The sequence below is a fragment of the Rhizobium sp. IY2 genome (assembly GCF_047532935.1).
GTDB classification, from domain to species: domain Bacteria; phylum Pseudomonadota; class Alphaproteobacteria; order Rhizobiales; family Rhizobiaceae; genus Rhizobium; species Rhizobium anhuiense.
Genome location: NZ_JBLKNU010000004.1, coordinates 78,769 through 104,192, shown reverse-complemented (window position 1 = coordinate 104,192; position 25,424 = coordinate 78,769). Strand labels below are relative to the sequence as shown.

Here is a 25,424-nt window from a genome sequence, read left to right as displayed (position 1 = left end):
GTTCAGACGGCGGAATATTCGGCCTGGCGGATGCGCAGCAGGCTGACGAAGCCGGTGTCCGGATCCGTCCACGAACCATATTCCAGCATGCCGCGCACTTCGATGGTCTGGCGCGGCTGCACGAAGGTTTGTTTCTCCAAGAGATAGACGACGACGATATTGTCCGGCCAGTCCGTATCCGAGGAGCAGAAGGGGCAGAGCGACATCGGCACTTCGGTGAGCACGAAGAACTGGGCTTCGGCTTTCAAGGGCGGCGCCATGAAACCTTTCATGCTGACATCTTTGCCGGCAAGGCGCTTCACCTTGTCGGAGAATTCGAGGCCGAGCACGCCGAACTTGCCGTAGAGCTCAGCGAAGCTGATTGAGGAATTCGCAGCAAAACCCGGGCGAGCCACAGCCGCGAAAGCCAGCGTACCGATGGCGCCGATCAGGCCGCGGCGGCTGAGATGCCGCGAACGGAGTTTTTCCATGGCGATCTCCAAGAATGAAGTCCCGGCCGTTAGCATCGGCCCGAAAATCGGAACGATTTTCGGAAAGCACGATGCTAGCTTCAAAGTGTTACAGCGTCCTTTTGCGCGTCTGAAAGACGCGCGGCGCTGCAATCGGCCGGGACCATGATCGATGAAAGAGGCAAGGCCGGCAAGCGACCTTGCTGAACGGGCTTCAGATCAATTCGTCTGCTTGGCGCCGAGCGCGAAGGTGTCGGCGAGCACGCGATAGACGTCGCTCTGTTCCATGTAGCCATGGAAACCTTCAGCGCCCGGACCGGCCGACTGCAGGACGACGTCGTCAGCGGCGTGCACGCCGGAGTCGCCGCTCTTCGGAATATTGCCCTGGACGAAGACCGCGCCCGGAACATCCTTATACTGCTCGTTGGCGACATATTCCTTCTTTTCGTTCTGGACAGCCGGAACGAACGGACCGTCGAGCTTCGGACGGAAGGTCTCGTAGTGATCGGGGCCGTTATTGGCACTCAGGAACAGCCGGCGGCTGACGTCGATCCTGTCGGGATAGCCGTCGCCGTTTTCATCCTTGTAGTTCGGGAAGCCGGCCTCGGCATAGATCCCGACCTTTTCGCGCATTTCCGTGCCGGGCTTGTCATCATCGACGGTGCCGATGATCGATACACCATGCGCATGGTCGCCGGTGACGACGATCAGAGTGTCCGGATGGGCCTTCTGGAATTCGCGGGCAACGCCGATGGCCTGGTCGAATTCGATGGTTTCCACGACGGCGCGGTCCCAATCGAGCGGATGGGACATCTTGTCGATCGAGGAACCTTCGACCATCAGGAAGAAACCATCAGGATTCTTGGAGAGGCGGTCGAGCGCAACCTTGGTCATGGCGACGAGACCCGGCTGGTTCGGGAACTTGTCGACGGTGCCCTTCTTCAGGAACTCGCGATCGAGCGTCACGTCCATATTGCCGGTGTGGAAGAGACCGAGCAGATTGCCTTCCGCCGATGCATTGGCTGCGAGCTCGTTCTTGTCGGTCGCAAGCTTGTAGCCGGCATCCTGAAACAGCTTGATGTAGTCCTGGTTGTCCTTACGCTTGGAACCGGCGACCTCCTTGCCGAGGAAATAGGCCGAGCCGCCACCAAGCAGGATTTCGGGCTTGACGTCGAGCAGCATGCCGACCACATCGGCCTTGTCGTTGCGGTTGCGGGTATGGGCAACGACCGCAGCCGGCGTAGCGTCCTCGACCTCGGCCGTTGCAACGATGCCGATCGACTTCTTGGTCAGGCGGCGGACGGCTTCTGCGAAGGTTTCGACACGCGGGTCATCGAGTGAGGCCGGCGTACGGTCCGCGTAGACGCCGATCGCGTTGACTGCCGTCTTGTGGCCCGTCATGTAGGCCGACATTGTATTGGCCGAGTCCGTATCGACGGCGTTGGTCGCCGACGTGCCGATAAAGGCCATGCGCTCGAGATCGTCCATGTTCAAGCGGCCATTCGCCTTCCCTTCAGTCATGCCCTTGGACATGATGCGGGCAGCGGTGCGATGCGCAACGGAAAGCCCGTCGCCCAGCAGGAAGATGATGTTCTTGGCCTTCGGCTGGGCTACGGTTTCGTAAACGTTCCAGGTGACGGACTTCGTCTCGTCTCCGGCAGCAACTTCGACCTTGTAGTCGCCCGGCGCGGAAATCTTCAGGCCGCGCAGCAGGAGAGCAGAGCCGAGAGCCTTGTCATCCTTGCCTTTTTCCAACTCGACGAACTGCGCTTCGCCCCCGAGCACGGTCTTGTAATCCTGGCCGTTGACGGTGATCTTCACGTCTTCGGGCTTGACCTGCTTGTTGAGCTCGATCTTGAAATCGAATGGCGAACCGACGAGGATCGTCGCGCGATCGAGCGGATAGACCGTTGTCGCCTGAGCGGCGCCCGCAAGGATGGTGGTGGCCGCAAAGGCGGCAAGAAGCGTACGCATGGAAAACCCCCGTTTTCGTGCAGACATTGATAACCGGGCCGGGATACCTCCCAAGGATGACAGCGGCATGACAAAACGTCGCAGCGCTGCGGCCGCCGCCTTTGCCTGCCGGCTCGGAGTGCAAAAACCTTGACTCCTGTGGAAAACCTTCTAAGAGCAACAGCGGAAAAGGAATCTCCATGGTTCGCGACGAACACGCCATTGCCGAATGCAATGACCGGGCACGAGTTGCCGGGGTGGACATTGCCGTTCCGGTTTCCGCCAAAACCAAGGCCAAAACGACGACGAAAACCGTCTGACGTCTCTGGCCTGCCGCTCTCTCCCCGGCTCGGCTGGGGACAGGAAGACGCGATCCGTCGCGCCTTTCCCCTCACCGAACAAGAGGAGAGAAGAGAAAGAGAGCTTGAGAAATGGGTTTCAAAGTAGCAGTTGCGGGAGCGACCGGAAATGTCGGCCGGGAGATGCTCAACATCCTCTCCGAGCGCGGCTTCCCCGCCGATGAGGTCGTGGCACTCGCCTCCTCGCGTTCGCAGGGCACCGAGGTTTCCTACGGTGACCGGACGCTGAAGGTCTCCAATCTGGAGAATTACGATTTCTCCGATACCGACATCTGCCTGATGTCGGCCGGCGGCGAGGTCTCCAAGAAGTTCTCGCCGAAGATCGGCCAGCAGGGCTGCATCGTCATCGACAATTCGTCGGCTTGGCGTTACGACGCCGACGTGCCGCTGATCGTGCCGGAAGTGAACCCGGATGCCATCAGCCAGTTCACCAAGCGCAACATCATCGCCAATCCGAATTGCTCGACCGCCCAGCTGGTGGTGGCGCTGAAGCCGCTGCATGACTTCGCCAAGATCAAGCGCGTCGTCATCTCGACCTATCAGTCGGTCTCCGGCGCCGGCAAGGACGGCATGGACGAACTCTTCAACCAGACGCGCGCCGTCTTCGTCGCCGATCCGATCGAGAACAAGAAGTTCACCAAGCGCATCGCCTTCAACGTCATTCCGCACATCGACGTCTTCATGGAGGACGGCTACACCAAGGAAGAGTGGAAGGTGCTGGCCGAGACGAAGAAGATGCTCGATCCGAAGATCAAGGTGACCTGCACGGCAGTGCGCGTGCCGGTTTTCATCGGCCATTCGGAATCGGTCAATATCGAATTCGAAAACGAGATCACGGCCGACCAGGCTCGCGACATCCTGCGCGATGCACCGGGCTGCCTCGTTATCGACAAGCGCGAGAACGGCGGCTACATCACGCCATATGAATCCGCCGGCGAAGATGCGACCTACATCTCACGCATCCGTGAGGATGCGACGGTCGAAAATGGCCTCAACATCTGGGTGGTCTCCGACAATCTGCGCAAGGGCGCAGCGTTGAACGCCATCCAGATCGCCGAGCTGCTCGTCAATCGCGGTCTTGTCAAGCCGCGCAAGCAGGCCGCCTGATACCATTTGTAAACCATAATAGGGTAAAGCCCTGCCGATGAAGGCGGGGCTTTTTGCCGGGCCGTAAGCGCCTCTATTCATAAGCGCTTACTAAAAGGTGATCGTGACAAGATCGCTTTCGGCTGGCATTCTGCCCGGCGTCAAGCCAGGGCGTGCCGCCCGAAACCGTTGAGTGGTTTTGGGAAAACGGCATGCACAGACCGAAGATTTAGGGCGCGTCGCATGGTTCCGATCGGCCGCGGCGCGCTTCAGCAGACTGGAGCGGGGTTTCTCATGCGCATGACAACATTCCTTCTGGCAGCGTTTACGGCAGCCGGCGTTCTTCACGCGCTGCCGGCAGCGGCCCAGGGCGCCCAATGTGGCAACAATAGTAGCGGTTTCAATGCATGGGTCGCCGACTTCAAGCAGGAAGCAGCGGCAAACGGCGTCAACCGCTCGGTCCTCGACCGCGCCTTCGCCAACGTCAATTACAACAAACCGACGATTGCCGCCGACCGTGGCCAGAAGAGCTTCAAACTGTCCTTCGACGCTTTCATGCAGAAGCGCGGCGGTGCCGCCATCATCTCCCGCGGCCGCAGCATGAAGACTGCCAACCAGGCGCTTTTTGCTTCGATCGAGCGCCGTTTCGGCGTTCCGGCTGGCCCACTGATCGCAATCTGGGGCATGGAAACCGGTTTTGGCAGCTATATGGGCAACCAGCATACGCTGTCGGCTGTTTCGACCCTTGCCTATGACTGCCGCCGTTCGGAATATTTCACCGACCAGCTCTATGCCGCGCTCCAGCTCGTTTCCGAAGGTTATCTGAGCCCGCAGGCCAAGGGTGCTGCCCATGGTGAAATCGGCCAGACGCAGTTCCTGCCGCGCAATGTCGTGCGCTTCGGTGCCGATGGCGACGGCGACGGCCGCGTCGACATGGTCGGTTCCCGGGCCGATGCGCTGGCCTCGACGGCGAATTTCCTCAAGGGTCACGGTTGGCGCCCCGGCGCCGGCTATCAGCCCGGAGAGCCGAATTTCGTTGCCATCCAGGGCTGGAACGCCGCCACCGTCTACCAGCAGGCGATCGCCTATATCGGCCAGCAGATCGACGGCAGATAATGCATGTCGCCCGGAAGCGTGCAGCGGTTCCGGGACAACGACATGCATAAAACAAAAGGACTTTAAGTCTTTATCGACACCGATAGCCGGAAACGCCGCTGCGATATGCGGCGTTTTTCATTTGCGGGAATCAAAACCGCCGCCGGACGCCGTCTTGCGTCGCTCCTCCGGGGCCGAAGCCTGCACGATCGGTCCCGAAACCACGCAGTTGCGGCCGGAGGCCTTGGCGGCGTAGAGCGCCAGGTCGGCGCGTTTGACCAGATCCTCGAAGTTCCTGTTGGAGACTTCATTTGCCCGGCCGGCGCATCCGAAACTCGCCGTTACCTTGAGAATTTCGCCGCTCGGCAAGGGGATTTCTGCCGCCTCGATCGCCAGCCGCACACGCTCGGCAACGATTACGGCATCGTCGGGCGTCGAATCCGGCAGAAGCGCCAGGAACTCCTCGCCGCCATGGCGCACCAGCAGATCGAAGGAACGGAAATTCTCGCGCGCAACGCCCGCGACCTGCCGGAGCACGGCATCGCCGGCGTCATGGCCGTGAACATCGTTGGTCCTCTTGAAATGATCGAGGTCGAAGAGCACGACGGAGATCCAGCGCGACCCGTGCTCGGCTTGTGTGAGAAGCGCCGATGCGGCGACCTCGAAGCCGCGCCTGTTGTACAGGCCGGTCAGAAGGTCTGTCTGGGCGGCATTGCGCAACTCGCCCACCAGCGTCTCGCGATCCCGCGTCAGACGGTCGATCAGGCGCAGGCCCCTTGCCGCCAGCACCATCACCAACGTGGCGAGAATGAGCAGGCCGGCGCACAGCGCCAGAATCCGCGTCAGATGTATGTGCGCGCGTCTCGAAAGGCTCTCGCCGGTCTCGTGAATATCTTTTGCGGCCTCGACCATCTTCTGCTGCAGGAAGGTCATGCGTTCGCTCTGCGCGGCGGCCCAGACATCGCGCACGGCCCGCGTCGGCCGCGATCCGGCAAGGATGGCGTCGGTGATCGCATTCGCCTTCACCTGACTGCTGCGGCCGAGATAGGCGACGATCTCGCGCACGATCGGCGCCGCGGAATGAAAGACCATGTGGTCCATGCCCTCACCGAGCATGGTCTTGCCCTGTACGAACTGCTCCACCGGAAATCTGGCGGAAACGCCGCGATCGAGATAGCGGGTGCCGACGCCGGTAATCAGCCTTTCGCCGTAATACGTCAGCAGGATGCCCATCAGCTGGTTGGATTTCTCAAGCAGCATCGGATCGCTGATCAGTGGTGAAAGCGCATCGACGACGGCAAGCTGCTTGAGAGCCGCATACCAGTAGATGGAACCGGGATCGCTGCCGGCATAACGGCCCTGGTCGACGGCGCTGCGCGCGGCAATGATGCGGCTGTATGCAAGGCTGAGAACCGACAATTCGCCGACGAGGCCGTCGTCGAGCGTATCGCGGGAGGGCAGGCTGGCATAGAAAGCGCGGCGCTCGCGATCGAGCGTCACCCGGCTTCGTTGCATTTCGGCGGCAGTCGTGCTGCCGGGGTATGCGAGGTAGAGGCGGGTGGCGGCAATTTCACTCAGGATCTCCGTGGCGGCGATGGATCCGCCGCGGGCAAGCACATCGGCGAACTGCCGGTCCTTTTCGAGATCCCTGTATTGTTTGATTGAAGAGCGTATGACGACGACGCCTTCAATCAGCATGAAGACGAAGGGCAGCAGAATGGCGGCCAGGATAACCCGTTTGATGGTTTCGAACTTCATCGCCAATCGCCACGGTGATCAAAACGTCGGTCGTGAGCGACCAATTGACGGTGAGCTTAACAACAATCCTTAAAAAACTGATAAACCGGCGCGTCCTTAGATTTCGGGACGAATGAAGTCGCGTGTCTCGGCGTCCATGACCCAGAGTTCACCGGTCGAAATGTCGAACCAGGCGCCGTGGAGATGAAGTTTCCCCGCTTCCTCGAGCGCCTTGATGTCGGGAAAGCTTCTGAGATTGCTGATCGAATTGCGAATGGAGACGCGCTCCAGCGCCGTCTGCCGTTCGGCGGCCGTCATCACGTCGTTGCTCTGGATCTGCTCGGCGGCGGGTTTGACCAGCGACATCCAGCGACCGATGAAGTCACCCGGCGACAATGGCTCGGCGTTCGGATCGAGCGCAGCCCGAATGCCGCCGCAACGGCCATGGCCCATGACGACGATATCCGTGACCTTCAACACCTGCACGGCAAATTCGAGAGCGGCCGACGTCGAATGGAAATGGCCATCCGGCTCGTAGGGCGGCACCATGTTGGCGACGTTGCGGATGACGAAGAGCTCGCCCGGGCCGGCATCGAAGATCAGCTCCGGCGCCGCCCGCGAATCCGAACAGGCAACGACCAGCGTATGCGGACTCTGGCCATTTTCGGCCAGCTGCCGATACCTGTCGCGGGCGTCGGCATAACGCCCGTTCATAAAGTTGCGATAGCCGTCCAGAAGAGGTGTTGGAAAACGCTGCATGCTTCTGGATTAGCGCGCGCGGAAGACAAGATCAACTGCTGCACCGCAAAATGAGCGCATTGGCAGATGCGTCATTTTTTCCGCCGCTGCACCGGGTGCACGAGTCGGCGCATCTGCACCATGGCCATCGGCGTCGAAAGACTGGACGCATCGCTCGCCAGCATCAGTTCGTTGCTGCCGCGCTTGACGGCACGCGCGAGGACCTCGAAGACGCTGGCGGTGGCAAGCTGCAGCGCCTTCTCGTCCTCGAGCCCGGAAAGCAGGCGCGACAGGAAGACGGCGGCAAGCAGGTCGCCCAGACCATTCGGCGGATTGTCGACGACGCGGTGCTCGGCAAGAAGCGCGTGACGGCCGGAAAGATAGAGATTGCCGGTGCCGCCCGCCATCATCGGCACGGCCGAAGTGACAAGCATGCGCGATGGTCCGAGCGCCAGCGCCGCCTCCATGATCGCGCCATTGTCTTCGAGCGCTGCCCCTGAAAGCCATGCAAGCTCATAGCGGTTCGGCGTCGCCAGCGAGGCGAGCGGAATAAGGTGGTCGCGAATGGCCTCCGCGGTTGCTTCCGGTACATAAAGGCCGCCGAGATCGCCCATGACGGGATCGCAGACATAGACGAGCTCGGGATTGTTTTGCCGGAGCGCATCGACCAGCCGGGCGACGGAGCGGACCTGAGCGGCGTTGCCGAAATAGCCGGAAAGCACCGCCTTGACTTCGCCGATCCAGGGCGCGCGGATGAGATCGTCGATCGCCGCGTCGAAATCCGTTTCCGCAAAAGTCAGCCTCGTCGAGCGGCCATGGCCGGGATGCCAGGGCAGCACGACGGTCGGCAGGGCCCAGACCGGGTGGCCAAGCGTCTCCAGCGCAAAGACGGCTGCCCGGTTTCCGACCGAGCCACGCACCACATGGCTGGAGATGACGATGACTGCACCCGCTGCATTTTCCGACATGATATCCAGATCCGAATGATGACCGCGTTTGATGATCTTTTTGACGCCACGCTGTCAACCATTGTTCATGCGGGCGTGGAATTGTGCGGCGGAACGAAAATCCTGAAGACGGAACTTTCTCTTTCATTTCGCCACGAAAGCGGAAAATTTCTTGGATTTTCTCGTTTCGAGCGCCAAAAAAGCGCCAAAACAATCCTTCGAACCTCTCTTTTAGAGATTTTTTCGAAGAATCTTCTGCTAGCTTGCAGAAAATCAGACCATTGAGGGAGGCGATCCATGGCTGCCAGAAACAATCCGAAACGGGAAAAGCAGATCGAAAGCGCGCGCAAGATCGCCAAGGCGACGGGCGAGGCGCATCTCGATCCGGAAATTCTCTTCGGCCGGGCAAGCAATGATGATCTCGAACTCTATACGCCTGAAATGCTGGCACTCTCTGCCGTACACTCGGCAAAGGAACTCGCCGCCTGGAGCGGCAAGGCGCCGCGCGTCAGCATCGACACCATTGCCGACGTGACGCCGGATGGCATCGCCGTCTCGGTGCTTTCAGTCACCGACCGGAACATGCCTTTTCTGTTTGAATCGGTCATGGGTGAAGTGACAAGCAGCTATCGCGACCTGTTCATGGCCGTGCATCCCATCCTGGTCATGGAAAAGGGCAAGGCGCCTGCGCTCTATTCCGCCGATCACCCGAGCGACCCGACCAATCGCGTCAGCCATATCCAGCTTCATATTGCGCCGCTCAATTCCACCCAGACCGCCGATCTCGTCAAACGCATCGAAACCGTGCTCGAACAGGTGCGCCTGTCGGTGTCCGACTGGAAGCCGATGCTTTCCAAGGTCGACGGCGTGATCGCCGAGCTTTCGGCCAATGGCACCGGCCGCAAGAAGGCCGATCGCGACGAAGCCGTCGCCTTCCTGACCTGGCTGCGCGACGAGAATTTCACTTTCCTCGGCATGCGTGAATATGTCTATTCCGGCAAGGGGAGCGATGCCAGGGTCGAACGCGACAAGGGCGCAGGCCTCGGCATCCTCTCCAACCCCGATGTTCTCGTGTTGCGCACCGGCAAGGACGCAGTGACGACCACGCCTGAGATTCTTGCCTTCCTCGACGGCCCCGACTTCCTGATCGTCACCAAGGCGAATGTGAAATCGATCGTCCATCGCCGGGCCTATATGGATTATGTCGGCGTCAAGCGCTTCGACGCGCAAGGCAAGGTCACCGGCGAACTGCGTATCGTCGGCCTTTTCACCTCGACGGCCTATACGTCGCTGGCCTCGGAAATCCCGCTGCTGCGTTCGAAGGTCGAGAAGGTGAAGGAGCATTTCGGCTTCGACCCGATGAGCCATTCCGGCCGGATGCTCGACAATACGCTGGAATCCTATCCGCGCGACGATCTCTTCCAGATCGACACGACGCTGCTTGCAAGTTTTGCCGAACAAATCAACGACCTGGCCGATCGGCCGCGCGTGCGCGTCCTGCCGCGCATCGACCATTTCGATCGCTTCGTCTCGGTGATCGTCTACGTCCCGCGCGAGGAATATGACTCGATCGTTCGTGAGCGGATCGGCACCTATCTGAAGACCGTCTATGACGGCCGTGTCTCCGCCTATTACCCGGCTTTCCCGGAAGGCGGCGTGGCGCGCGTACATTTCATCATCGGCCGCTCCGGCGGCAAGACGCCACGCATTCCGCAGGCAAAGCTCGAGCAGATGATCCGTGAGATCACCGCCCGCTGGGACGACCGTTTCGAGGCACTGGCCGGAGCCAAGGCGCCGAAGATATCGGTCGACCAGGCCTTCCAGGATTCCTTCACCCCGGAGGAAACCGTGGCCGACCTTGCCGATATCGGCGCCTGCGCCGCAGGCGAGCCGCTTCGCATCCAGTTCTACCATCGTCAGGAAGAGCAGGGCCGCACCCTTTCCTTGAAGATCTTCCACGCCGGCGGCCAGCTGGCGCTGTCGCGCCGCGTGCCGCTTCTCGAGAACCTCGGCTTCAATGTCGTCAGCGAACGTACCTTCGACATCGGAGTGCCGGCCGCCGATGCAGAAACGAAACTCGTCGTGCTGCACGACATGGAGCTCGAAACCCGCAATGGCGGCGAAATCGATCTGGCGCGTTACGGCGCCGCCCTCGAGGAAGCCTTCGTAGCCGCCTTCGCCGGCACGATCGACAATGACAGCTTCAACCGGCTGATCATTTCGGCCGGGCTTTCGGCGCGCGAGACCAACGTGCTGCGCGCCTATGCGCGTTATCTCCGCCAGGCCGGCATCGCCTATTCGCAGGACTATATCGCAACGACGCTCGACAAATATCCTGTCGTCGCCGCCGCCATCTTTCGTCTCTTCCATGACACGCTCGACACCCGGCTGTCGGAGAAGGTCCGCGTGAAGAAACTTGCCGAGCTGCACCAGGCGATCGAGGCAGAGCTCGCCGACGTGCCGAGCCTTGACGACGACCGTATCCTGCGCCGCTACGTCAATATCGTCGATGCGACGTTGCGCACCAATTATTTCCAGAAGAACCCTGACGGCTCGCCGAAACCGATGCTGGCCTTCAAGCTCGATCCGCACCTGGTCGACGGGCTGCCGGAACCGAAACCCTTCCGCGAGATGTTCGTCTACGGCGTCGAAGTCGAAGGTGTGCACCTGCGCTTCGGCAAGGTGGCGCGCGGCGGCCTGCGCTGGTCGGATCGCGCCGAGGATTACCGCACCGAAGTGCTCGGCCTCGTCAAGGCGCAGCAGGTGAAGAACGCGGTCATCGTGCCGGTCGGCGCCAAGGGCGGCTTCTATCCGAAAAAGCTCCCGGTCGGCGGCACCCGCGACGAGATCTTCAATACCGGCCGCGAGGCTTACAAGACCTATATCCGCACGCTGCTTTCGATCACCGACAACATATCGGGCGCCGATATCGTGCCGCCGAAGGATACGGTCAGGCTCGACGGTGACGACCCCTATTTCGTCGTCGCCGCCGACAAGGGCACCGCGACCTTCTCCGACACCGCCAATGCACTGGCGCAGGAAGCCGGCTTCTGGCTGGACGACGCCTTCGCCTCCGGCGGCTCGGCCGGTTATGACCACAAGAAGATGGGCATCACCGCCCGCGGCGCCTGGGAAACCGTAAAACGCCATTTCCGCGAAATGGACATCGATATCCAGACGACACCCTTTACCGTCGCCGGCGTCGGCGACATGTCGGGCGACGTCTTCGGCAACGGCATGCTGCTGTCTCCAAAGATCCGGCTTATTGCCGCCTTCGATCATCGCGACATCATCATCGATCCCGATCCCGACATGGAAAAGGCGCTGGCCGAACGTCAGCGGCTCTTCGACCTGCCGCGTTCGAGTTGGCAGGATTTCGACAAGAGCAAGCTCTCGAAGGGGGCAATGATCATTTCTCGCTCGGCGAAATCGGTCACGCTGACGCCGGAAGCGGTTGCTGCAATCGGCATCGACAAGGCCGTGGCCACGCCCTTCGAAATCATCACGGCGATCCTGAAGAGTGAGGTCGACCTGCTCTGGTTCGGCGGCATCGGCACCTATGTGAAAGCGCCTTCCGAAACCGACACCGAAGTCGGCGACCGCGCCAACGACCCAATCCGCATCACCGCGGTTGAGGTGCGCGCCAAGGTGATCGGCGAGGGCGCAAACCTCGGCGTTACCCAGAAGGGCCGCATCGCCTATGGTCTGAAGGGTGGACGCTGCAATTCCGACGCCATCGACAACTCGGCCGGCGTCAACACCTCGGATGTTGAGGTCAACATCAAGATCGCGCTGGCCGCCGCCATGCATGACGGACGCCTGACGCGGGCAAAACGCGACCAGCTTCTTTCCTCGATGACCGGCGAAGTGGCGGCCCTGGTGCTGCGCAACAATTACCTGCAGTCGCTGGCGATCTCGCTGACAGAACGCAAGGGCACGGCAAATGGCCTGGAACTTGCGCGCTTCATGACGGTTCTCGAAGGCGCCAAGCAGCTGAATCGCAAGGTCGAGACGCTGCCGGATGACCAGACCCTCGCCGAACGCTATGCTGCCGGCAAGCCGCTGACGCGGCCGGAAATCGGCGTGCTGCTGTCTTATGCCAAGATCGTGCTCTTCGATGCGCTGGCCGCAAGCGATCTGCCGGATGATCCCTATTTCACCGCGACGCTTTCGAATTATTTCCCCGTCAAGATGCAGAAGACGAATGCCGGCGATATCGCCAGCCATCGCCTGAAGCGCGAAATCGTCGCGACGGTGCTTGCCAATGAAGCGATCAACCGCGGCGGGCCGAGCTTCACCGTCGCCATGATGGACGCGACGGCGGCCTCGGCGCCGGAAGTGGTGCGCGCCGCGATCGTTGCCCGCGACGGGTTCGACCTGACCCGGCTCTGGTCCGAAACGGACGCTCTCGACGGCAAGATATCAGGTGAGATGCAGAACCGCATCTACGAGGAAATCAGCCATAGCTTTATCGTGTTGACGCGCCTGCTCTTGAAGACCGGCATGACCAAGGCCGATATGGCGGAGGTGATTAGCCGGCTGCAGGCGGCCCTGAAGAAGCTGAGGCCTGCCTTCGCCGAACAGGCGGCCGGCGATACCGCCGCCCGCCAGGCAGAGTACGGCCACGCAGGCGTGCCCGAAAAACTCGCGGCCGAGATTGCCAACCTCCAAAGCTTCGCGCTGGTGCCGGAGATCATGCAGATTGCCGAACGCACCGGCGAGCCCCTGGTGCGCGCCGCTGAAAACTACTTCGCGGTGTCGCAGACCTTCCGTATCGCTAGGCTGCTGGCGGCCGGCGGACGGATCCTCACCTCCGACCATTACGAGAATCTGGCGCTTGCCCGCAGCATCGACCAGATCGCCAGCGCCAGACGCGACATCGTCATCTCGGCTCTTTCCGATCACGGCAAGGAAAAGCTTCCGGTTCAGGCTTGGCATGCGCAGGATCGCATCCGCATCAACCGTATCCTCGAAGAGCTTTCGAGCCTCAGCGACGGCGGCGATCCCAACCTTGCGCGTATTACCGTTGCCGCAGGTATCCTGACCGATCTTGCGCGCGACCGGGCGAGGTGAGACAGTCCGCGAAAAAAGGAGCGGATGTTGAATCGCATTGACTGGACAGGAACGCAACCGCCGAAGGCCACGGAGAAGGGCATATGGGGGTGGATGTTCTTCGATTGGGCAGCGCAGCCCTTCTTTACCGTGGTCACAACCTTTATCTTCGGGCCCTATTTCGTTTCCCGCCTGACCGATGACCCGGTTTCCGCGCAGACGACGTGGAGCAACATGGCGACGATCTCCTCGGTGATCATCGCCCTGCTCTCACCCGTTCTCGGCTCGATCGCCGACCAGTCCGGCGCACGCAAACCCTGGATCGGCTTCTTCGCCGTCATCAAGATCGCCAGCCTTTCCTGCCTGTGGTTTGCCGCCCCGGGTTCACCAGTCCTCTATCCCGTCATTTTCATGATCCTCGCCTCGATCTCGGCGGAGTTTTCGATCGTCTTCAACGATTCGATGATGCCGCGCCTGGTCGCCAGGCACGAGGTCGGAAAACTCTCCAACACCGCCTGGGGGCTCGGTTATCTCGGCGGCATGATCGTGCTCATTGCCGTCGTGACGCTTTTGGCGGCAAGCCCCGAGAGCGGCAAGACCATCCTCGGCCTCGATCCGTTATTCGGTCTCGATCCCAAGACCGGCCAGGATGCACGCATCACCGGGCCGATCTCGGCCGTCTGGTACCTGATCTTCATCCTGCCGATGTTCTTGTTCACACCCGATGTCGGCAAGGGTCTTCCCTTCGGCACCGCCGTCCGCTCCGGCTTGCGGGAGCTCAGAAACACGCTAGCCGAACTTAAGGAGCGCCGCGGCATCCTGACATTCCTCGTTGCCCGGATGATCTATCAGGACGGCGTCAACGGCCTGCTGATCCTCGGTGGAATCTTTGCGGCCGGCATGTTCGGCTGGGCGACAATCGAGATCGGCATCTACGGCATCATCCTGAATGTCGTCGCGATCTTCGGCTGCCTGATCGCCGGCCGCATCGACAAGGGCGTCGGTTCGAAGGTGACCGTCGTCATCAGCCTGACCATGCTGCTTCTCGCCACCATCGGCATCATCTCGACAGGACCGGGTTACACGCTGTTCGGACTGATGCCGCTGCCGATGGCCGATTCCGGTGGCCTCTTCGGGACCGCGGCGGAAAAGGCTTATATCCTCTATGGTCTGCTGATCGGGCTCGCCTTCGGGCCGGTGCAGGCCTCGTCGCGCTCCTATCTCGCCCGCAGCGTCAGCCCCGAGGAGGCCGGCCGCTATTTCGGCATTTATGCGCTTTCGGGGCGCGCCACGAGTTTCATGGCGACGCTGCTCTTCTCGCTGGTGACCTATATCAGCGGATCACCGCGGCTCGGAATGGCAACGCTGATCCTGTTTCTCGCCGGCGGACTGGTGCTCTTGATCCGCACGCCCTATCCGGCCGATCGGGCATAGGAACGGGCCCGATCAAGCCGGAGATGAGCGCGTGGCCGCGCCCGATCCTTATTCAATGGCGGAAATGGCGCATGCCGGTGAACACCATCGCGATGCCGTGTTCGTTGGCGGCATCGATGACTTCCTGGTCGCGCATCGAGCCGCCCGGCTGGATAACCGCGGTCGCACCTGCGGCGATCATCGACAGAAGACCGTCAGCAAAAGGCAGGAAGGCTTCGGAGGCGACTGCCGAACCATGGGTCATCGGCACGGCAAGGCCGAGCGCCTTGGCGGCCTCCTCGGCCTTCAAAGCGGCGATGCGGGCCGAATCGACGCGGCTCATCTGGCCGGCGCCGATACCGGCTGTCTGGCCGTCCTTGGCATAGACCACGGCATTCGATTTCACATGTTTGCCGACCTTGAAGGCAAACTTCATGTCATCAAGTTCCCGTGCCGTCGGCGCGCGCCTGGTGACGACCTTGAGTTCCAGATCTTCGACCATGCCGTTGTCCCGGCTCTGGACCAGCAGGCCGCCGGAAACGGTCTTTGCCGTCAGGCCTGCGGCACGCGGATCGGGCAGGCCTCCGGCCGACAGCAGCCGCAGATTCGGTTTGCGGGCGACGATCGCCTTCGCCTCCTCCGTCACATCCGGCGCGATGATCACTTCGGTGAAGAGCTTGACGATCTCTTCGGCCGTTTCGGCGTCCAGCGTCCGGTTGAGGGCAATGATGCCGCCGAAGGCGGAAACGGAATCGCAGGCGAGCGCCCGCTGATAGGCTTCGACCAGGCTCGATCCGGTGGCAACACCGCAGGGATTGGCATGCTTGATGATGGCGCAGGCCGGCGCTGTCTCAGGCAGGAACTCGGCGACGAGCTCGTAGGCGGCATCCGTATCGTTGATGTTGTTGTAGGAGAGCTGCTTGCCCTGGAGAAGGGTGGCCGTAGAAACACCCGGGCGCTTCTCGCCGGTGACATAGAAGGCCGCCTTCTGATGCGGGTTTTCGCCGTAGCGCATCTCTTCCTTCAGCGCACCGCCGATGACCCGGTGGTGCGGCGTGTCGATCGACAGCGCCTCGGCGAACCAGTTGGAAATCATCGCATCATAGGCGGCGGTGCGGGCATAGGCCTTGGCGGCCATGCGCTGGCGGAAGGCATAGCCAGTCTTGCCGTCATCTGCGGAAAGCTGCTCCGTGAGTTCGGCATAATCGGCCGGATCGGTCAGAATCGTCACATAGGCATGGTTCTTGGCCGATGCGCGGATCATCGCCGGACCGCCGATATCGATATTCTCGACAGTCGTCGGATAGTCGCCGCCGGCGGCGCGCACCTCCTCGAAGGGGTAGAGATTGATGACGGCGAGGTCGATGCTCTCGATACCGTGCGTTTTCATCGCCTCCTGGTGTTCGCTGTCGTCGCGGATCGCCAGTAGACCGCCATGCACCGTCGGATGCAGCGTCTTGACGCGCCCGTCCATGATCTCCGGAAACCCGGTGATTTCGGAGACATCGGTGACGGCGAGACCGGCAGCAGTGATCGCTTTATAGGTGCCACCGGTCGAAAGCAGGCGGACGCCCCTGGCAGACAGGGCGCGGGCGAGCTCGACGATCCCGGTCTTGTCGAAGACGGAAATGAGTGCGGTCTTGATTTCGACCTTGTCGGGGGCGGGGATCTTCTTGGAAATGACGGCCATGAAACCTTCTCCGTTCGGGCTTCGGGAGATATCCGCGAGGGATGCTCGCATGCTGGCGTCGCGTTAGCACAGCTTTGCCGCCGCGCAAACAGGCGTCGGCACATGATCTAGCCCTTGCGGGACAGGAACCAGCGGATTTCCGTCTTCTCGGCAAGATCGAAATCGATCTCGATCTGGTCCGAACCGCAGATGCCGGAGCTGTCGGCGAAGAAAATGTCCTCGGTGATCAGCACTTCATTGCCGGGTGCCGAAAACAGCCAGCTCTCACCGTCCGGCGCCGTCAACAGCACGGACTCGCCGTCACTCTGATGCAGGACGATCGAGGGATGGATATGAAAACGGGCGACAGCATTCAGGGGCTCGTCACTCTCATATCCTTCGCGGACGACGAGCCGGTCGCGGCCTGTCACGATCGAGCCCGCGGCATTGAGGGTCAGTTCACGCTCGTGCAGCACTCCGAACACCCTGAGATAACCGTCATGGCTGAGCTTGATGCCGTCGCGTCCATCCTCCGTTTCGGCGCGCTCGACGGTGACTGTCTTGACCGGTTCGATGATCGCGTGATTGAGGAAGGGCGAGGGCGAAAAACGGCTGGACGAGGTGTCGTTGAGGATGACGGTCGAATGCGCCGCCGTCGTTCGCGCCATCTGGACATAGCGGTGCCCGGCAAATTTCGGCGAACCGGAATTGACGATGAAGCGATGGCGGCCGGACGACATCTCGAAGGAGAGGCTGCCGGCATGCGCGGTCCGCAGCCCGCCTGCCGAAGGCGGCGTGCCGGTATCGGCAATGATCACGGTCTTCCCGCCGGAAAGCCGCTGATAGCGCGAATGCGGCAAAGCTTTGAACGGCTGACCGGCGGTCTCGTCATATCGCAGCACCGACATCAGCTCGTTTGCGAGCGTCGAGGTCGCTCCGTTGAAGAGCGCCAGGTCGCCGTCCTGATGGCGAAAGAACCGCAATGCCGGATACATGCGGTCGATGCCGGAGATCAGCTTCTGCGGCAGGTCATGACCGAGATTGACATAGGTCTGCCTGAGCGGCAGCAGATCAAGCAGCAATTCCAGCCCGACACGTGGATTGCGCGAGATATGGCCGCCATCCGACAGAATCTGGCTATCGAACTCGCGGTCGAGCGCCTGCGCCGCCCTTCTGAGCGTGGAGGCGCGCGCCGGCATGGCAACGGAGGCCATGGCGAGCGCAATACGCAGCCGAAACAGCTCCAGGCCGCCGAGGGTGAACGGCGCCATGCGGTGCAGGAACCTCACCTGGAACGCCAGCGACTTCATGAAGCGGCGATAGAAGCCGCGATCGGCGTTCTGCAGCACCACCGGTGAATGCGACAGCCAGGCAATGACGCGCTGGGCGGTGACGTCGGTCTCCCAGGCGACCCCCTCCATCCGGCCGGCATGGATGGAAAGCCAGCTGTCGACGATCGCGCGGGCGGCAGCCGAGCTGCGCTCCGTCTTGTTCGCCCGCATATGACGCAACCAGCCGAAGCTATGAAGACGGATCGCGAAGGGGCGCGAGGGCAGGGTGAAGGTGAAGGGCGACTTTCCGTTGGTTTCCAGCATCCGCCCGGCCAGGAGAAAACGTCCGTTGAGGATCTCGTCGGCCACATGCGGATCGATGCTGCGCAGATCGGTCGGCGCGACGATCAGACGCTCGGGCACCTTGATCGAATGGCGAAAGAGCTTCAGGCGCAGCAACGCGACGCGGCGCAAGGCGCGCCGCCAAGCCTCCCGAACATACATGCTCGCAAAACGCCGACCAAACTGCATATTCTATTGTCTATTGACCCTCGTGGTTAAGAATAGGTGAAAAGCGGCCGATTTCATCGTCCGCAATGAATTAATTCGTGACAAGGTTCGAATATACGCAATTAACGCGTTTCAACGGCATCATGCGGGCGGTTTTGTGAGAACGGCATGCGTGATGCCGGGCTGTGAAATGTCTGGCTTGGCGGAGATTCGCCCGGGCGCGCTCAAGCCTGCAATCAGGCCACGCGACGCAGCACGGCCGCATAGAAGCCGTCGAGGCCGGAGGCGATGCCATCGGGCATTTTCAGCATGGTGGGAAGCGTGCGGAATTCGCCGAGTGGTGTGATCGCCGCCTCGAGGCCGGGCCAGTCGCCGGCACCGATCGAAACGCGCTCGACCGCATCCGTATCGGAAAGAACACGGGCGACGACGTCCTCACCCTCGGCAGGGTCGAGCGAGCAATTCGAAAAAACCAGCGTGCCGCCCGGCTTCAGCAATGTCAGCGCATGGCGCAGCAGCCGTTCCTGTAGCGCCGCCAGCCTGGCAATATCCTCAGCTCCTTTGGTCCACAGCACGTCAGGGTGCCGGCGTGTCGTGCCGGTGGAAGAGCAGGGGGCATCGAGCAGGATCGCATCGAAACGCTCCGCCGGCTCGAACGTCGTCAGGTCTGCCGCAATCGTCTCGGCTTTGAGGCCAAGCCGGTCGAGATTCGACCGCAGCCGTCTTAGCCGGCTTTCCGACTGGTCGAGGGCGGTGACTTCGCCACCGGCAAGAATGAGCTGCGCCGTCTTGCCGCCGGGCGCGGCGCAGAGATCGGCGGTACGTCTGCCCGAGAGATCGCCGAAAAGCTTGGCGGGGATGCTTGCTGCCGCATCCTGCACCCACCATTCGCCCTCATCGAAGCCTTCGAGCGCAGGAATGCCGCCGTCGAAGGCAGCAAGCCGCACACCGCCCGTCGGCAGGGCAACACCGTTCAGCCGCTTGGCCCAGCCTTCAGGGTCGGATTTGACGGTCAGATCGATCGCGGCCGGCTCGAGCTGGGATTCCGAAATCGCCAGCGCCGCATCCCGGCCATAAGCCTTCTCCAGCCTGGCGATGAACCAGGCCGGCATCGGCGCGACCTTGCCGATCTCACCCAGCACCTCAGCCTTTTCGCGGCCGAGCCGACGGAGGATGGCATTGACCAGCTTGGCGAAACGGCGATTGCGCGGGTCCTGATTGGCCTGCTCGACGGCAAGATCGACAGCCGAATGATCGGGCACGTCGAGATAGAGGATCTGCGCCGCGCCGATCGCAAGCACATGATGCAGCGCCCTTGCCCCCTCCGGCAGCGGCGAATCCAGCAGCCCGGCAATGGCGGCATCGATGCGCGGCAGATGACGCAGCGTCGTGTTCAGGATGGCGCGGACGAGCGCCCGGTCGCTTTCGCCGAGCGCCCGATAGGCCGGATTGCCGTGTTCATGATCGAGAGCGCCGTCGAGCGGCAGCTTGCGGTCGACGACGGCAGCAAGAATTTTTGCCGCGGCGGCGCGCGCCTGCATGCCGGGTTTAGCCGGTGCGGAACGCTCGGCGGAGGGCTTTTGCTTGCGGAATGGCTTCTTCGTGCCGTCTGAATTCAAGACCACGGACCTTTTGGCGGTTGCGAACCACCGCGACCAAGGCCCGTATCCGGAACAGAGCGCGATTTGCGCGACGGATTAGCAGCACGCGCCGGCGACGTCGAGACATTCATGCCGCCTTGCGCCATGTCATACAGGGCAGCGATGCGGTTTTCCGTGTTCGGATGGGTCGAAAACAGATTGTCCATCCGCTCTCCGGAGAGCGGATTGATGATGAACATATGTGCCGTCGCCGGATTGCGCTCGGCATCCTCGTTCGGAACATGGGCGGCACCGCGCGCGATCTTGCCGAGCGCCGAAGCGAGCCAGAGCGGATTGCCGCAGATCTCGGCGCCGCGGCGGTCGGCCGAATATTCGCGCGTGCGGCTGATCGCCATCTGCACCAGCATGGCGGCGAGCGGCGCCACGATCATCGCGACGATGACGCCGATGAAGCCGAGAGGATTGCTGTTGTTGTCACGATTGCCCCCGAAGAAGAAAGCGAAGTTGCCAAGCATCGAGATCGCACCGGCAAGTGTTGCCGTGATCGTCATCGTCAGCGTGTCGCGGTTCTGAATATGCGCCAGTTCATGCGCCATTACGCCCGCGACCTCTTCGGGAGACAATGCGCTGAGCAGGCCGGTCGAGGCGGCCACGGCAGCATTGTCGGGATTGCGGCCGGTGGCGAAGGCATTCGGCTGCGGGCTGTCGTAGAGATAGACCTTCGGCATCGGCAACCCGGCATTGCCGGCGAGATCGCGCACGATCCGGAAAAACTCAGGCGCGTTGCGCTCGTCGACCTCCTGCGCGCGATAGGCCGAAAGCACCATCCGGTCGGAATTCCAGTAGGAGAAGAAATTCATGCCGGCGGCAATGACGAAGGCGATCATCATGCCGGCCCGACCGCCGATCAGGAAGCCGACGAACATGAAAAGCGCCGTCATGAAGGCAAGCAACATGGCAGTGCGGACGAGGTTCATTGCGGATCTCCATCTCCGATTTCGGCGTCCCAAGCTTTCAATCCCGGCGCCAGCGCATTATGATTTGGTTATTCACCAGCCATTTTCAATATTTTCCGGCAGGGAAGGCATGCAGGACGCTGATAATGACAATAGCGAAACGCCGGTAGCCGAGGGGTCGGAGCCGCGGCGCAAGATGCTGTCCCCGGCTGCCAGGCGCGCGCTTGCCGAAGCCGAAGAGCGGCGGAAGAACCAGAAACCGCTGGAACTGCCGCCGGAGACCGGCGGTCGCGGCGGAGCCGAACCGGCGCGCTTCGGCGACTATGAGATCAACGGCCGGGCGATCGATTTCTGAGTAATATTCCTATTGGCGTCTTTCGATCGGAATATGCGGATTTACGAAATCACTATGTCGAATCCGGCTAACGAGCCTTAGGCTCCAGTATTTTTGCCGTATCCTGATGTCGTCTTGACGGACGGACGTTGCCTCACCGAGGGCTTCGCCCGTGATTGCGGTCAACGCACGCCAATGCGTCGACGAAATGGGAGCCGCTCCGGAAGCCGCGAGGGACGGAGCGGCTCCATATCTCAGGCCGTCGCCTTGTTCTGCCGGTTGGCGATCAGATCGTCGACCACGGCGGGATCGGCGAGCGTCGAGGTGTCGCCGAGTGCACCGAAATCGTCCTCGGCGATCTTGCGCAGGATGCGGCGCATGATCTTTCCGGATCGGGTCTTCGGCAGGCCGGGCGCGAACTGGATCTTGTCGGGCGCGGCGATCGGGCCGATTTCCGCCCGCACATGTTTCACCAGTTCCTGGCGAAGCGCGTCCGAACCATCGTGACCAGCCATCAGCGTCACATAGCAATAGATACCCTGGCCCTTGATCGGATGCGGATAACCGACAACAGCAGCTTCCGAAACCAGATTGTGCGAGACGAGTGCCGATTCCACCTCTGCTGTGCCGAGCCGATGGCCGGAGACGTTCAGCACGTCGTCGACACGGCCGGTGATCCAGTAATAACCGTCCGCATCGCGCCGGCAGCCGTCGCCGGTGAAATACTTGCCCTTATAGGTGGAGAAGTAGGTCTGGATGAAGCGCTCGTGATCGCCGTAGACCGTGCGCATCTGACCCGGCCAGCTGTCGGTGATGCACAGATTGCCGTCGGCCGGGCCGTCCAGCACCTTGCCCTCATTGTCGACCAACTGCGGTTTGATGCCGAAGAACGGGGTCGTCGCCGAACCGGGTTTCAGATCGGTGGCACCTGGCAGCGGCGTGATCATATGGCCGCCGGTTTCCGTCTGCCACCACGTGTCGATGACAGGGCAACGCTTGTCGCCGACGACATTGTAATACCACTCCCAGGCTTCGGGGTTGATCGGCTCGCCAACGGTGCCGAGCAGGCGTAGCGAAGAGCGCGAGGAGCGCGTGACGAAGTCGTCGCCGGCGCCCATCAGCGAGCGGATCGCTGTTGGCGCCGTATAGAAGATATTGACGTTATGCTTGTCGATGACTTCCCAGAAGCGGCCCTGGTCCGGGAAATTCGGCACGCCCTCGAACATCAGCGTCGTTGCGCAGTTGGCGAGCGGCCCATAGACAATATAGGAGTGGCCGGTGACCCAGCCGACATCGGCCGTGCACCAGTAGACGTCGCCGTCGTGATAATCGAAGACATATTCATGCGTCATCGCCGCATAGACGAGATAACCGCCGGTCGTGTGCAGCACGCCTTTCGGCTTACCGGTTGAGCCTGACGTATAAAGAATGAAGAGCGGATCTTCCGCCTTCATCTTCACCGGCGGGCATTCCGCCTTCACGGTGGCGATTTCCTGGTGATGCCAGAGATCGCGGCCTGGCGCCCAGCCGGTCTTGCCACCGGTGCGGCGAACGACCAGAACCTTCTCCACGATCACGTGCTGGCGTGCCGCGATATGAATTGCGGTATCAGTATTGTCCTTCAGCGGCACCGGCTTGCCGCCGCGCACACCTTCGTCGCATGTGATGACGAAGGTGGATTCGCAGTCAACGATGCGCCCCGCTAAGGCCTCCGGCGAGAAACCGCCGAAGACGACCGAATGCACCGCGCCGATGCGGGCACAGGCGAGCATCGCAGAGGCGGCTTCCGGGATCATCGGCATATAGATGGTGACGCGATCGCCCTTTTTGACGCCGTGCTTCTTCAAGACGTTCGCCATCCGGCAGACATGCTCGTAGAGCTCGTTATAGGTGACCTTCTTGTCGATATAGGGGTTGTCACCTTCCCAGATGATCGCCACCTGGTCGCCATTCGTTTTCAGATGTCGGTCGATACAGTTGTAGGAGACGTTGGTCTGGCCGTCCTCGAACCACTTGATCGAGACCTTGCCGGTAAAGGAGGTGTTCTTGACCTTGGTATAGGGCTTGAACCAGTCGATCCGCTTGCCGTGCTTGCCCCAGAACTTGTCCGGGTTCTCGACGCTTTCCTCGTACCATTTCAGGTACTTTTCCTTATCGATCAGGGCGCGCGCCTTCACCGGCTTCGTAACCGGATAGATCTTCTCCGACATGGAACTCCTCCTCATGGGACATGCGATGGGCCGCGCCGGCAAAGCGGGCCTGGATTTCAAATCAGGGCAATTCATAGCAGTTCGCATCGTGGCGGCAATTAGACAAAGGTCATTTCATTTTGGAAGAATTGCAATTCTGCGACAGTGCGGTTATATAGCGGCATATTTCTCGGACATTGTGGTGACAATCCACGGACCGCGACCGGCGCGGACGATAGAAGGACTATATCCATGGCTCAAACACTGCTCATGCCGAAGGCGACAGCCATCTGGCTCGTCGACAATACGGCACTGTCTTTCGATCAGATTGCGCAGTTCTGCAAACTGCATCCGCTCGAAGTCAAGGCGATCGCCGATGGCGAAGCGGCGCAGGGTATCAAGGGCCTCGACCCGATCTCGACGGGACAGCTCTCCCGCGACGAGATCGCCCGCGCCGAAGCCAATCCGAACCACAAGCTGAAGCTTTCCGAACCAAAGGTGCGCGTGCCGGAATCCAAGCGCCGCGGCCCGCGTTATACGCCGGTTTCGAAGCGTCAGGACCGCCCGAACGCCATTCTCTGGCTCGTTCGCAACCATCCGGAGCTGAAGGACGCGCAGATTTCCCGCCTCGTCGGCACGACGAAATCGACCATCGAGCAGATCCGCGAGCGCACCCACTGGAACTCGGCCAACCTGGCGCCGATGGATCCGGTAACGCTCGGCCTCTGCAGCCAGATCGATCTGGACATGGAAGTGGAAAAGGCCTCCAAGGGTCGTCCGCTGCCGACCGCCGCCGAGCTTGGCGCGACGCTGCAATCGGCACAGGAAACCGAGCGCCTGACCCCGAGCTACGAGCGCGAAGAGGAAAAGGAAATCGATGCCGACGCCGTCTTCCGCAAGCTGAGCTCGCTGCGCTCAGCCCCGAAGGACGAGGACGACGACCAGTACTGAGATATCGGTTATCTCATGAAAAACCCCGCCGGTCTGGCGGGGTTTTTTATTGCCTATTGCCTGTAGAAGATCACGACGCGCTTTAGCTGCGGAACAGGGTGAGGATGTTCTGCGCCGAGCTGTTGGCAATCGACAGCGACTGGACGGCCAGTTGCTGCTGCGTCTGCAACGCCGAGAGCCTGCTCGATTCCTCTTCCATATCGGCATCGACCAGACGTCCGACGCCGGAGTCGATTGAATCGTGAAGACCGCTGACGAAATTTTCCTGGAGCTGGATACGGGTCGAGATCGAGCCGAGAGCCGAGCCGGCGGCGGTCATGGCGCCGAGGACCAATTCGACGCCGGTCAAGGCCGCGTCGAGCTGGCCCTGGGTGAAACCGGTAATGTCGAGATCATAGATCGACGCCATGACGATAACTTTGCCGCCATAGGTTCCGTTGAAAGCCGTGCCGATGATGCCGCTGGTCGTTTCGATCGCGCCGGTGCTGGTCATGCCGAAGAGCACGTTTCCAAGCGTGCCTGAATCGAGCACATAGTCCGTCGTCTTGACCGAGACGGCATTGCTGCCGTCGCGGACGAAGGACGAGACGACGCTCTTCGTGCCGGAAGCGCCGGCGACCCAGTTTTCACCCGAGAAGGATGCCGATTGGGCGATGCTGAGCAGCTGCTCCTGCAGCTGATCGAGCTCCTGCTGGATCTTCGTCTTGTCGACGCCTTTTTCCGTGGCGGCGACGATCTTCGCCTTGATTTCGCTGACGATGTCGAGGGCACTGTCCATGGCCGAATAGGCGGTATCGACCTTCGCCGCGCCGAGACCGAGGGCATCCGAGACGGCCGAAAGCGCTTTATTGTCAGAACGCATGGTCGTTGCGATCGACCAATAGGCGGCATTATCAGCCGCCTTTTCAACACGATAACCCGAGGAAACGCGACCCTGGGTGTCCTTGAGACTATCGTTTACACCGCGCAAAGTCTGCAGCGCTGCCATGGCAGCGTTGTTGGTGAGGATGCTTGTCATGATCCGTTCCACAATCGTTGAGAAAGGGGCAATCCGGACTAAGCCGGTAACGGCGACCGCGTCATGCAAAGCCTGCTATGCAAGCCATTGCCGTTA

Annotated in this window: 19 protein-coding genes; 8 read left to right on the top strand and 11 right to left on the bottom strand. The window is 61.3% G+C overall.

Annotated elements, in window-relative coordinates:
* Window positions 1-2: 2 nt before the first annotated feature.
* Both ACMUVN_RS16285 and ACMUVN_RS16280 read right to left on the bottom strand, forming a co-directional pair.
* Window positions 3-470, bottom strand: coding sequence for a hypothetical protein (locus ACMUVN_RS16285; RefSeq protein WP_414815289.1), 468 nt, complete (start codon window positions 468-470; stop codon window positions 3-5).
* A gap of 198 nt (window positions 471-668) precedes the next feature.
* The gene (locus ACMUVN_RS16280; protein ID WP_063473869.1) at window positions 669-2,423 is read right to left on the bottom strand and encodes an alkaline phosphatase; all 1,755 of its coding nucleotides are present in this window, start codon (window positions 2,421-2,423) and stop codon (window positions 669-671) included.
* Between the two features lie 86 nt (window positions 2,424-2,509).
* Between ACMUVN_RS16280 and ACMUVN_RS16275 the strand changes: the two genes are divergently transcribed.
* From ACMUVN_RS16275 to ACMUVN_RS16265, 3 genes are all read left to right on the top strand, one after another.
* A complete protein-coding gene (locus tag ACMUVN_RS16275; protein WP_028759181.1) occupies window positions 2,510-2,722 on the top strand; it encodes a hypothetical protein in 213 nt (70 codons plus the stop codon).
* 111 nt (window positions 2,723-2,833) lie between these two features.
* Entirely contained in the window at window positions 2,834-3,868 is a 1,035-nt protein-coding gene (locus ACMUVN_RS16270) for an aspartate-semialdehyde dehydrogenase (RefSeq protein ID WP_047615853.1), read from the top strand.
* Between the two features lie 273 nt (window positions 3,869-4,141).
* On the top strand, window positions 4,142-4,963 hold the full coding sequence (locus ACMUVN_RS16265; RefSeq protein ID WP_047616076.1) for a lytic transglycosylase domain-containing protein: 822 nt from the start codon (window positions 4,142-4,144) through the stop codon (window positions 4,961-4,963).
* A 117-nt stretch (window positions 4,964-5,080) separates the two neighbouring features.
* Here the strand turns inward: ACMUVN_RS16265 and ACMUVN_RS16260 are convergent, their stop codons facing one another.
* From ACMUVN_RS16260 to pdxY, 3 genes are all read right to left on the bottom strand, one after another.
* Window positions 5,081-6,700, bottom strand: coding sequence for a GGDEF domain-containing protein (locus ACMUVN_RS16260; RefSeq protein ID WP_048338413.1), 1,620 nt, complete (start codon window positions 6,698-6,700; stop codon window positions 5,081-5,083).
* A gap of 96 nt (window positions 6,701-6,796) precedes the next feature.
* Window positions 6,797-7,438, bottom strand: a complete 642-nt coding sequence (locus ACMUVN_RS16255) for a carbonic anhydrase (protein ID WP_047615856.1) — start codon at window positions 7,436-7,438, stop codon at window positions 6,797-6,799.
* Window positions 7,439-7,509: 71 nt separating this feature from the next.
* The gene (gene pdxY / locus ACMUVN_RS16250; RefSeq protein ID WP_063473870.1) at window positions 7,510-8,385 is read right to left on the bottom strand and encodes a pyridoxal kinase PdxY; all 876 of its coding nucleotides are present in this window, start codon (window positions 8,383-8,385) and stop codon (window positions 7,510-7,512) included.
* Between the two features lie 18 nt (window positions 8,386-8,403).
* On the opposite strand from pdxY, the gene ACMUVN_RS16245 reads away from it, so the two are divergent.
* From ACMUVN_RS16245 to ACMUVN_RS16235, 3 genes are read left to right on the top strand one after another with little or no spacing between them, the layout of a single operon-like run.
* Entirely contained in the window at window positions 8,404-8,649 is a 246-nt protein-coding gene (locus ACMUVN_RS16245; RefSeq protein WP_176707331.1) for a hypothetical protein, read from the top strand.
* Between the two features lie 12 nt (window positions 8,650-8,661).
* Entirely contained in the window at window positions 8,662-13,437 is a 4,776-nt protein-coding gene (locus ACMUVN_RS16240) for an NAD-glutamate dehydrogenase (RefSeq protein ID WP_097544597.1), read from the top strand.
* 24 nt (window positions 13,438-13,461) lie between these two features.
* Entirely contained in the window at window positions 13,462-14,850 is a 1,389-nt protein-coding gene (locus tag ACMUVN_RS16235) for an MFS transporter (protein ID WP_052213387.1), read from the top strand.
* Between the two features lie 52 nt (window positions 14,851-14,902).
* Here the strand turns inward: ACMUVN_RS16235 and purH are convergent, their stop codons facing one another.
* The 4 genes from purH to htpX all read right to left on the bottom strand — a co-directional run bounded on the left by purH (window position 14,903) and on the right by htpX (window position 20,857).
* Window positions 14,903-16,519: a bifunctional phosphoribosylaminoimidazolecarboxamide formyltransferase/IMP cyclohydrolase gene (gene purH, locus ACMUVN_RS16230; protein ID WP_414815288.1), complete on the bottom strand. Its 1,617-nt coding sequence runs from the start codon at window positions 16,517-16,519 to the stop codon at window positions 14,903-14,905.
* Window positions 16,520-16,626: 107 nt separating this feature from the next.
* Window positions 16,627-18,300, bottom strand: a complete 1,674-nt coding sequence (locus ACMUVN_RS16225) for a heparinase II/III family protein (RefSeq protein ID WP_414815287.1) — start codon at window positions 18,298-18,300, stop codon at window positions 16,627-16,629.
* A 215-nt stretch (window positions 18,301-18,515) separates the two neighbouring features.
* A complete protein-coding gene (locus ACMUVN_RS16220) occupies window positions 18,516-19,904 on the bottom strand; it encodes an RsmB/NOP family class I SAM-dependent RNA methyltransferase (protein ID WP_028758414.1) in 1,389 nt (462 codons plus the stop codon).
* A complete protein-coding gene (htpX, locus tag ACMUVN_RS16215) occupies window positions 19,895-20,857 on the bottom strand; it encodes a zinc metalloprotease HtpX (RefSeq protein ID WP_047615869.1) in 963 nt (320 codons plus the stop codon). The genes ACMUVN_RS16220 and htpX overlap by 10 nt, the downstream gene beginning before the upstream one ends.
* A 109-nt stretch (window positions 20,858-20,966) precedes the next feature.
* On the opposite strand from htpX, the gene ACMUVN_RS16210 reads away from it, so the two are divergent.
* The gene (locus ACMUVN_RS16210) at window positions 20,967-21,191 is read left to right on the top strand and encodes a DUF1674 domain-containing protein (RefSeq protein ID WP_183905898.1); all 225 of its coding nucleotides are present in this window, start codon (window positions 20,967-20,969) and stop codon (window positions 21,189-21,191) included.
* A gap of 233 nt (window positions 21,192-21,424) precedes the next feature.
* Here ACMUVN_RS16210 and acs read toward each other — a convergent pair whose 3' ends face one another.
* Window positions 21,425-23,380 (bottom strand): acetate--CoA ligase, encoded by a 1,956-nt coding sequence (gene acs, locus ACMUVN_RS16205; protein WP_414815286.1) that lies wholly within the window; start codon window positions 23,378-23,380, stop codon window positions 21,425-21,427.
* Window positions 23,381-23,611: 231 nt separating this feature from the next.
* Between acs and ACMUVN_RS16200 the strand changes: the two genes are divergently transcribed.
* Window positions 23,612-24,310 (top strand): DUF1013 domain-containing protein, encoded by a 699-nt coding sequence (locus tag ACMUVN_RS16200; RefSeq protein ID WP_047615874.1) that lies wholly within the window; start codon window positions 23,612-23,614, stop codon window positions 24,308-24,310.
* An 82-nt stretch (window positions 24,311-24,392) separates the two neighbouring features.
* Here ACMUVN_RS16200 and ACMUVN_RS16195 read toward each other — a convergent pair whose 3' ends face one another.
* Window positions 24,393-25,328, bottom strand: coding sequence for a flagellin (locus tag ACMUVN_RS16195; protein ID WP_047615876.1), 936 nt, complete (start codon window positions 25,326-25,328; stop codon window positions 24,393-24,395).
* Window positions 25,329-25,424 lie beyond the last annotated feature (96 nt).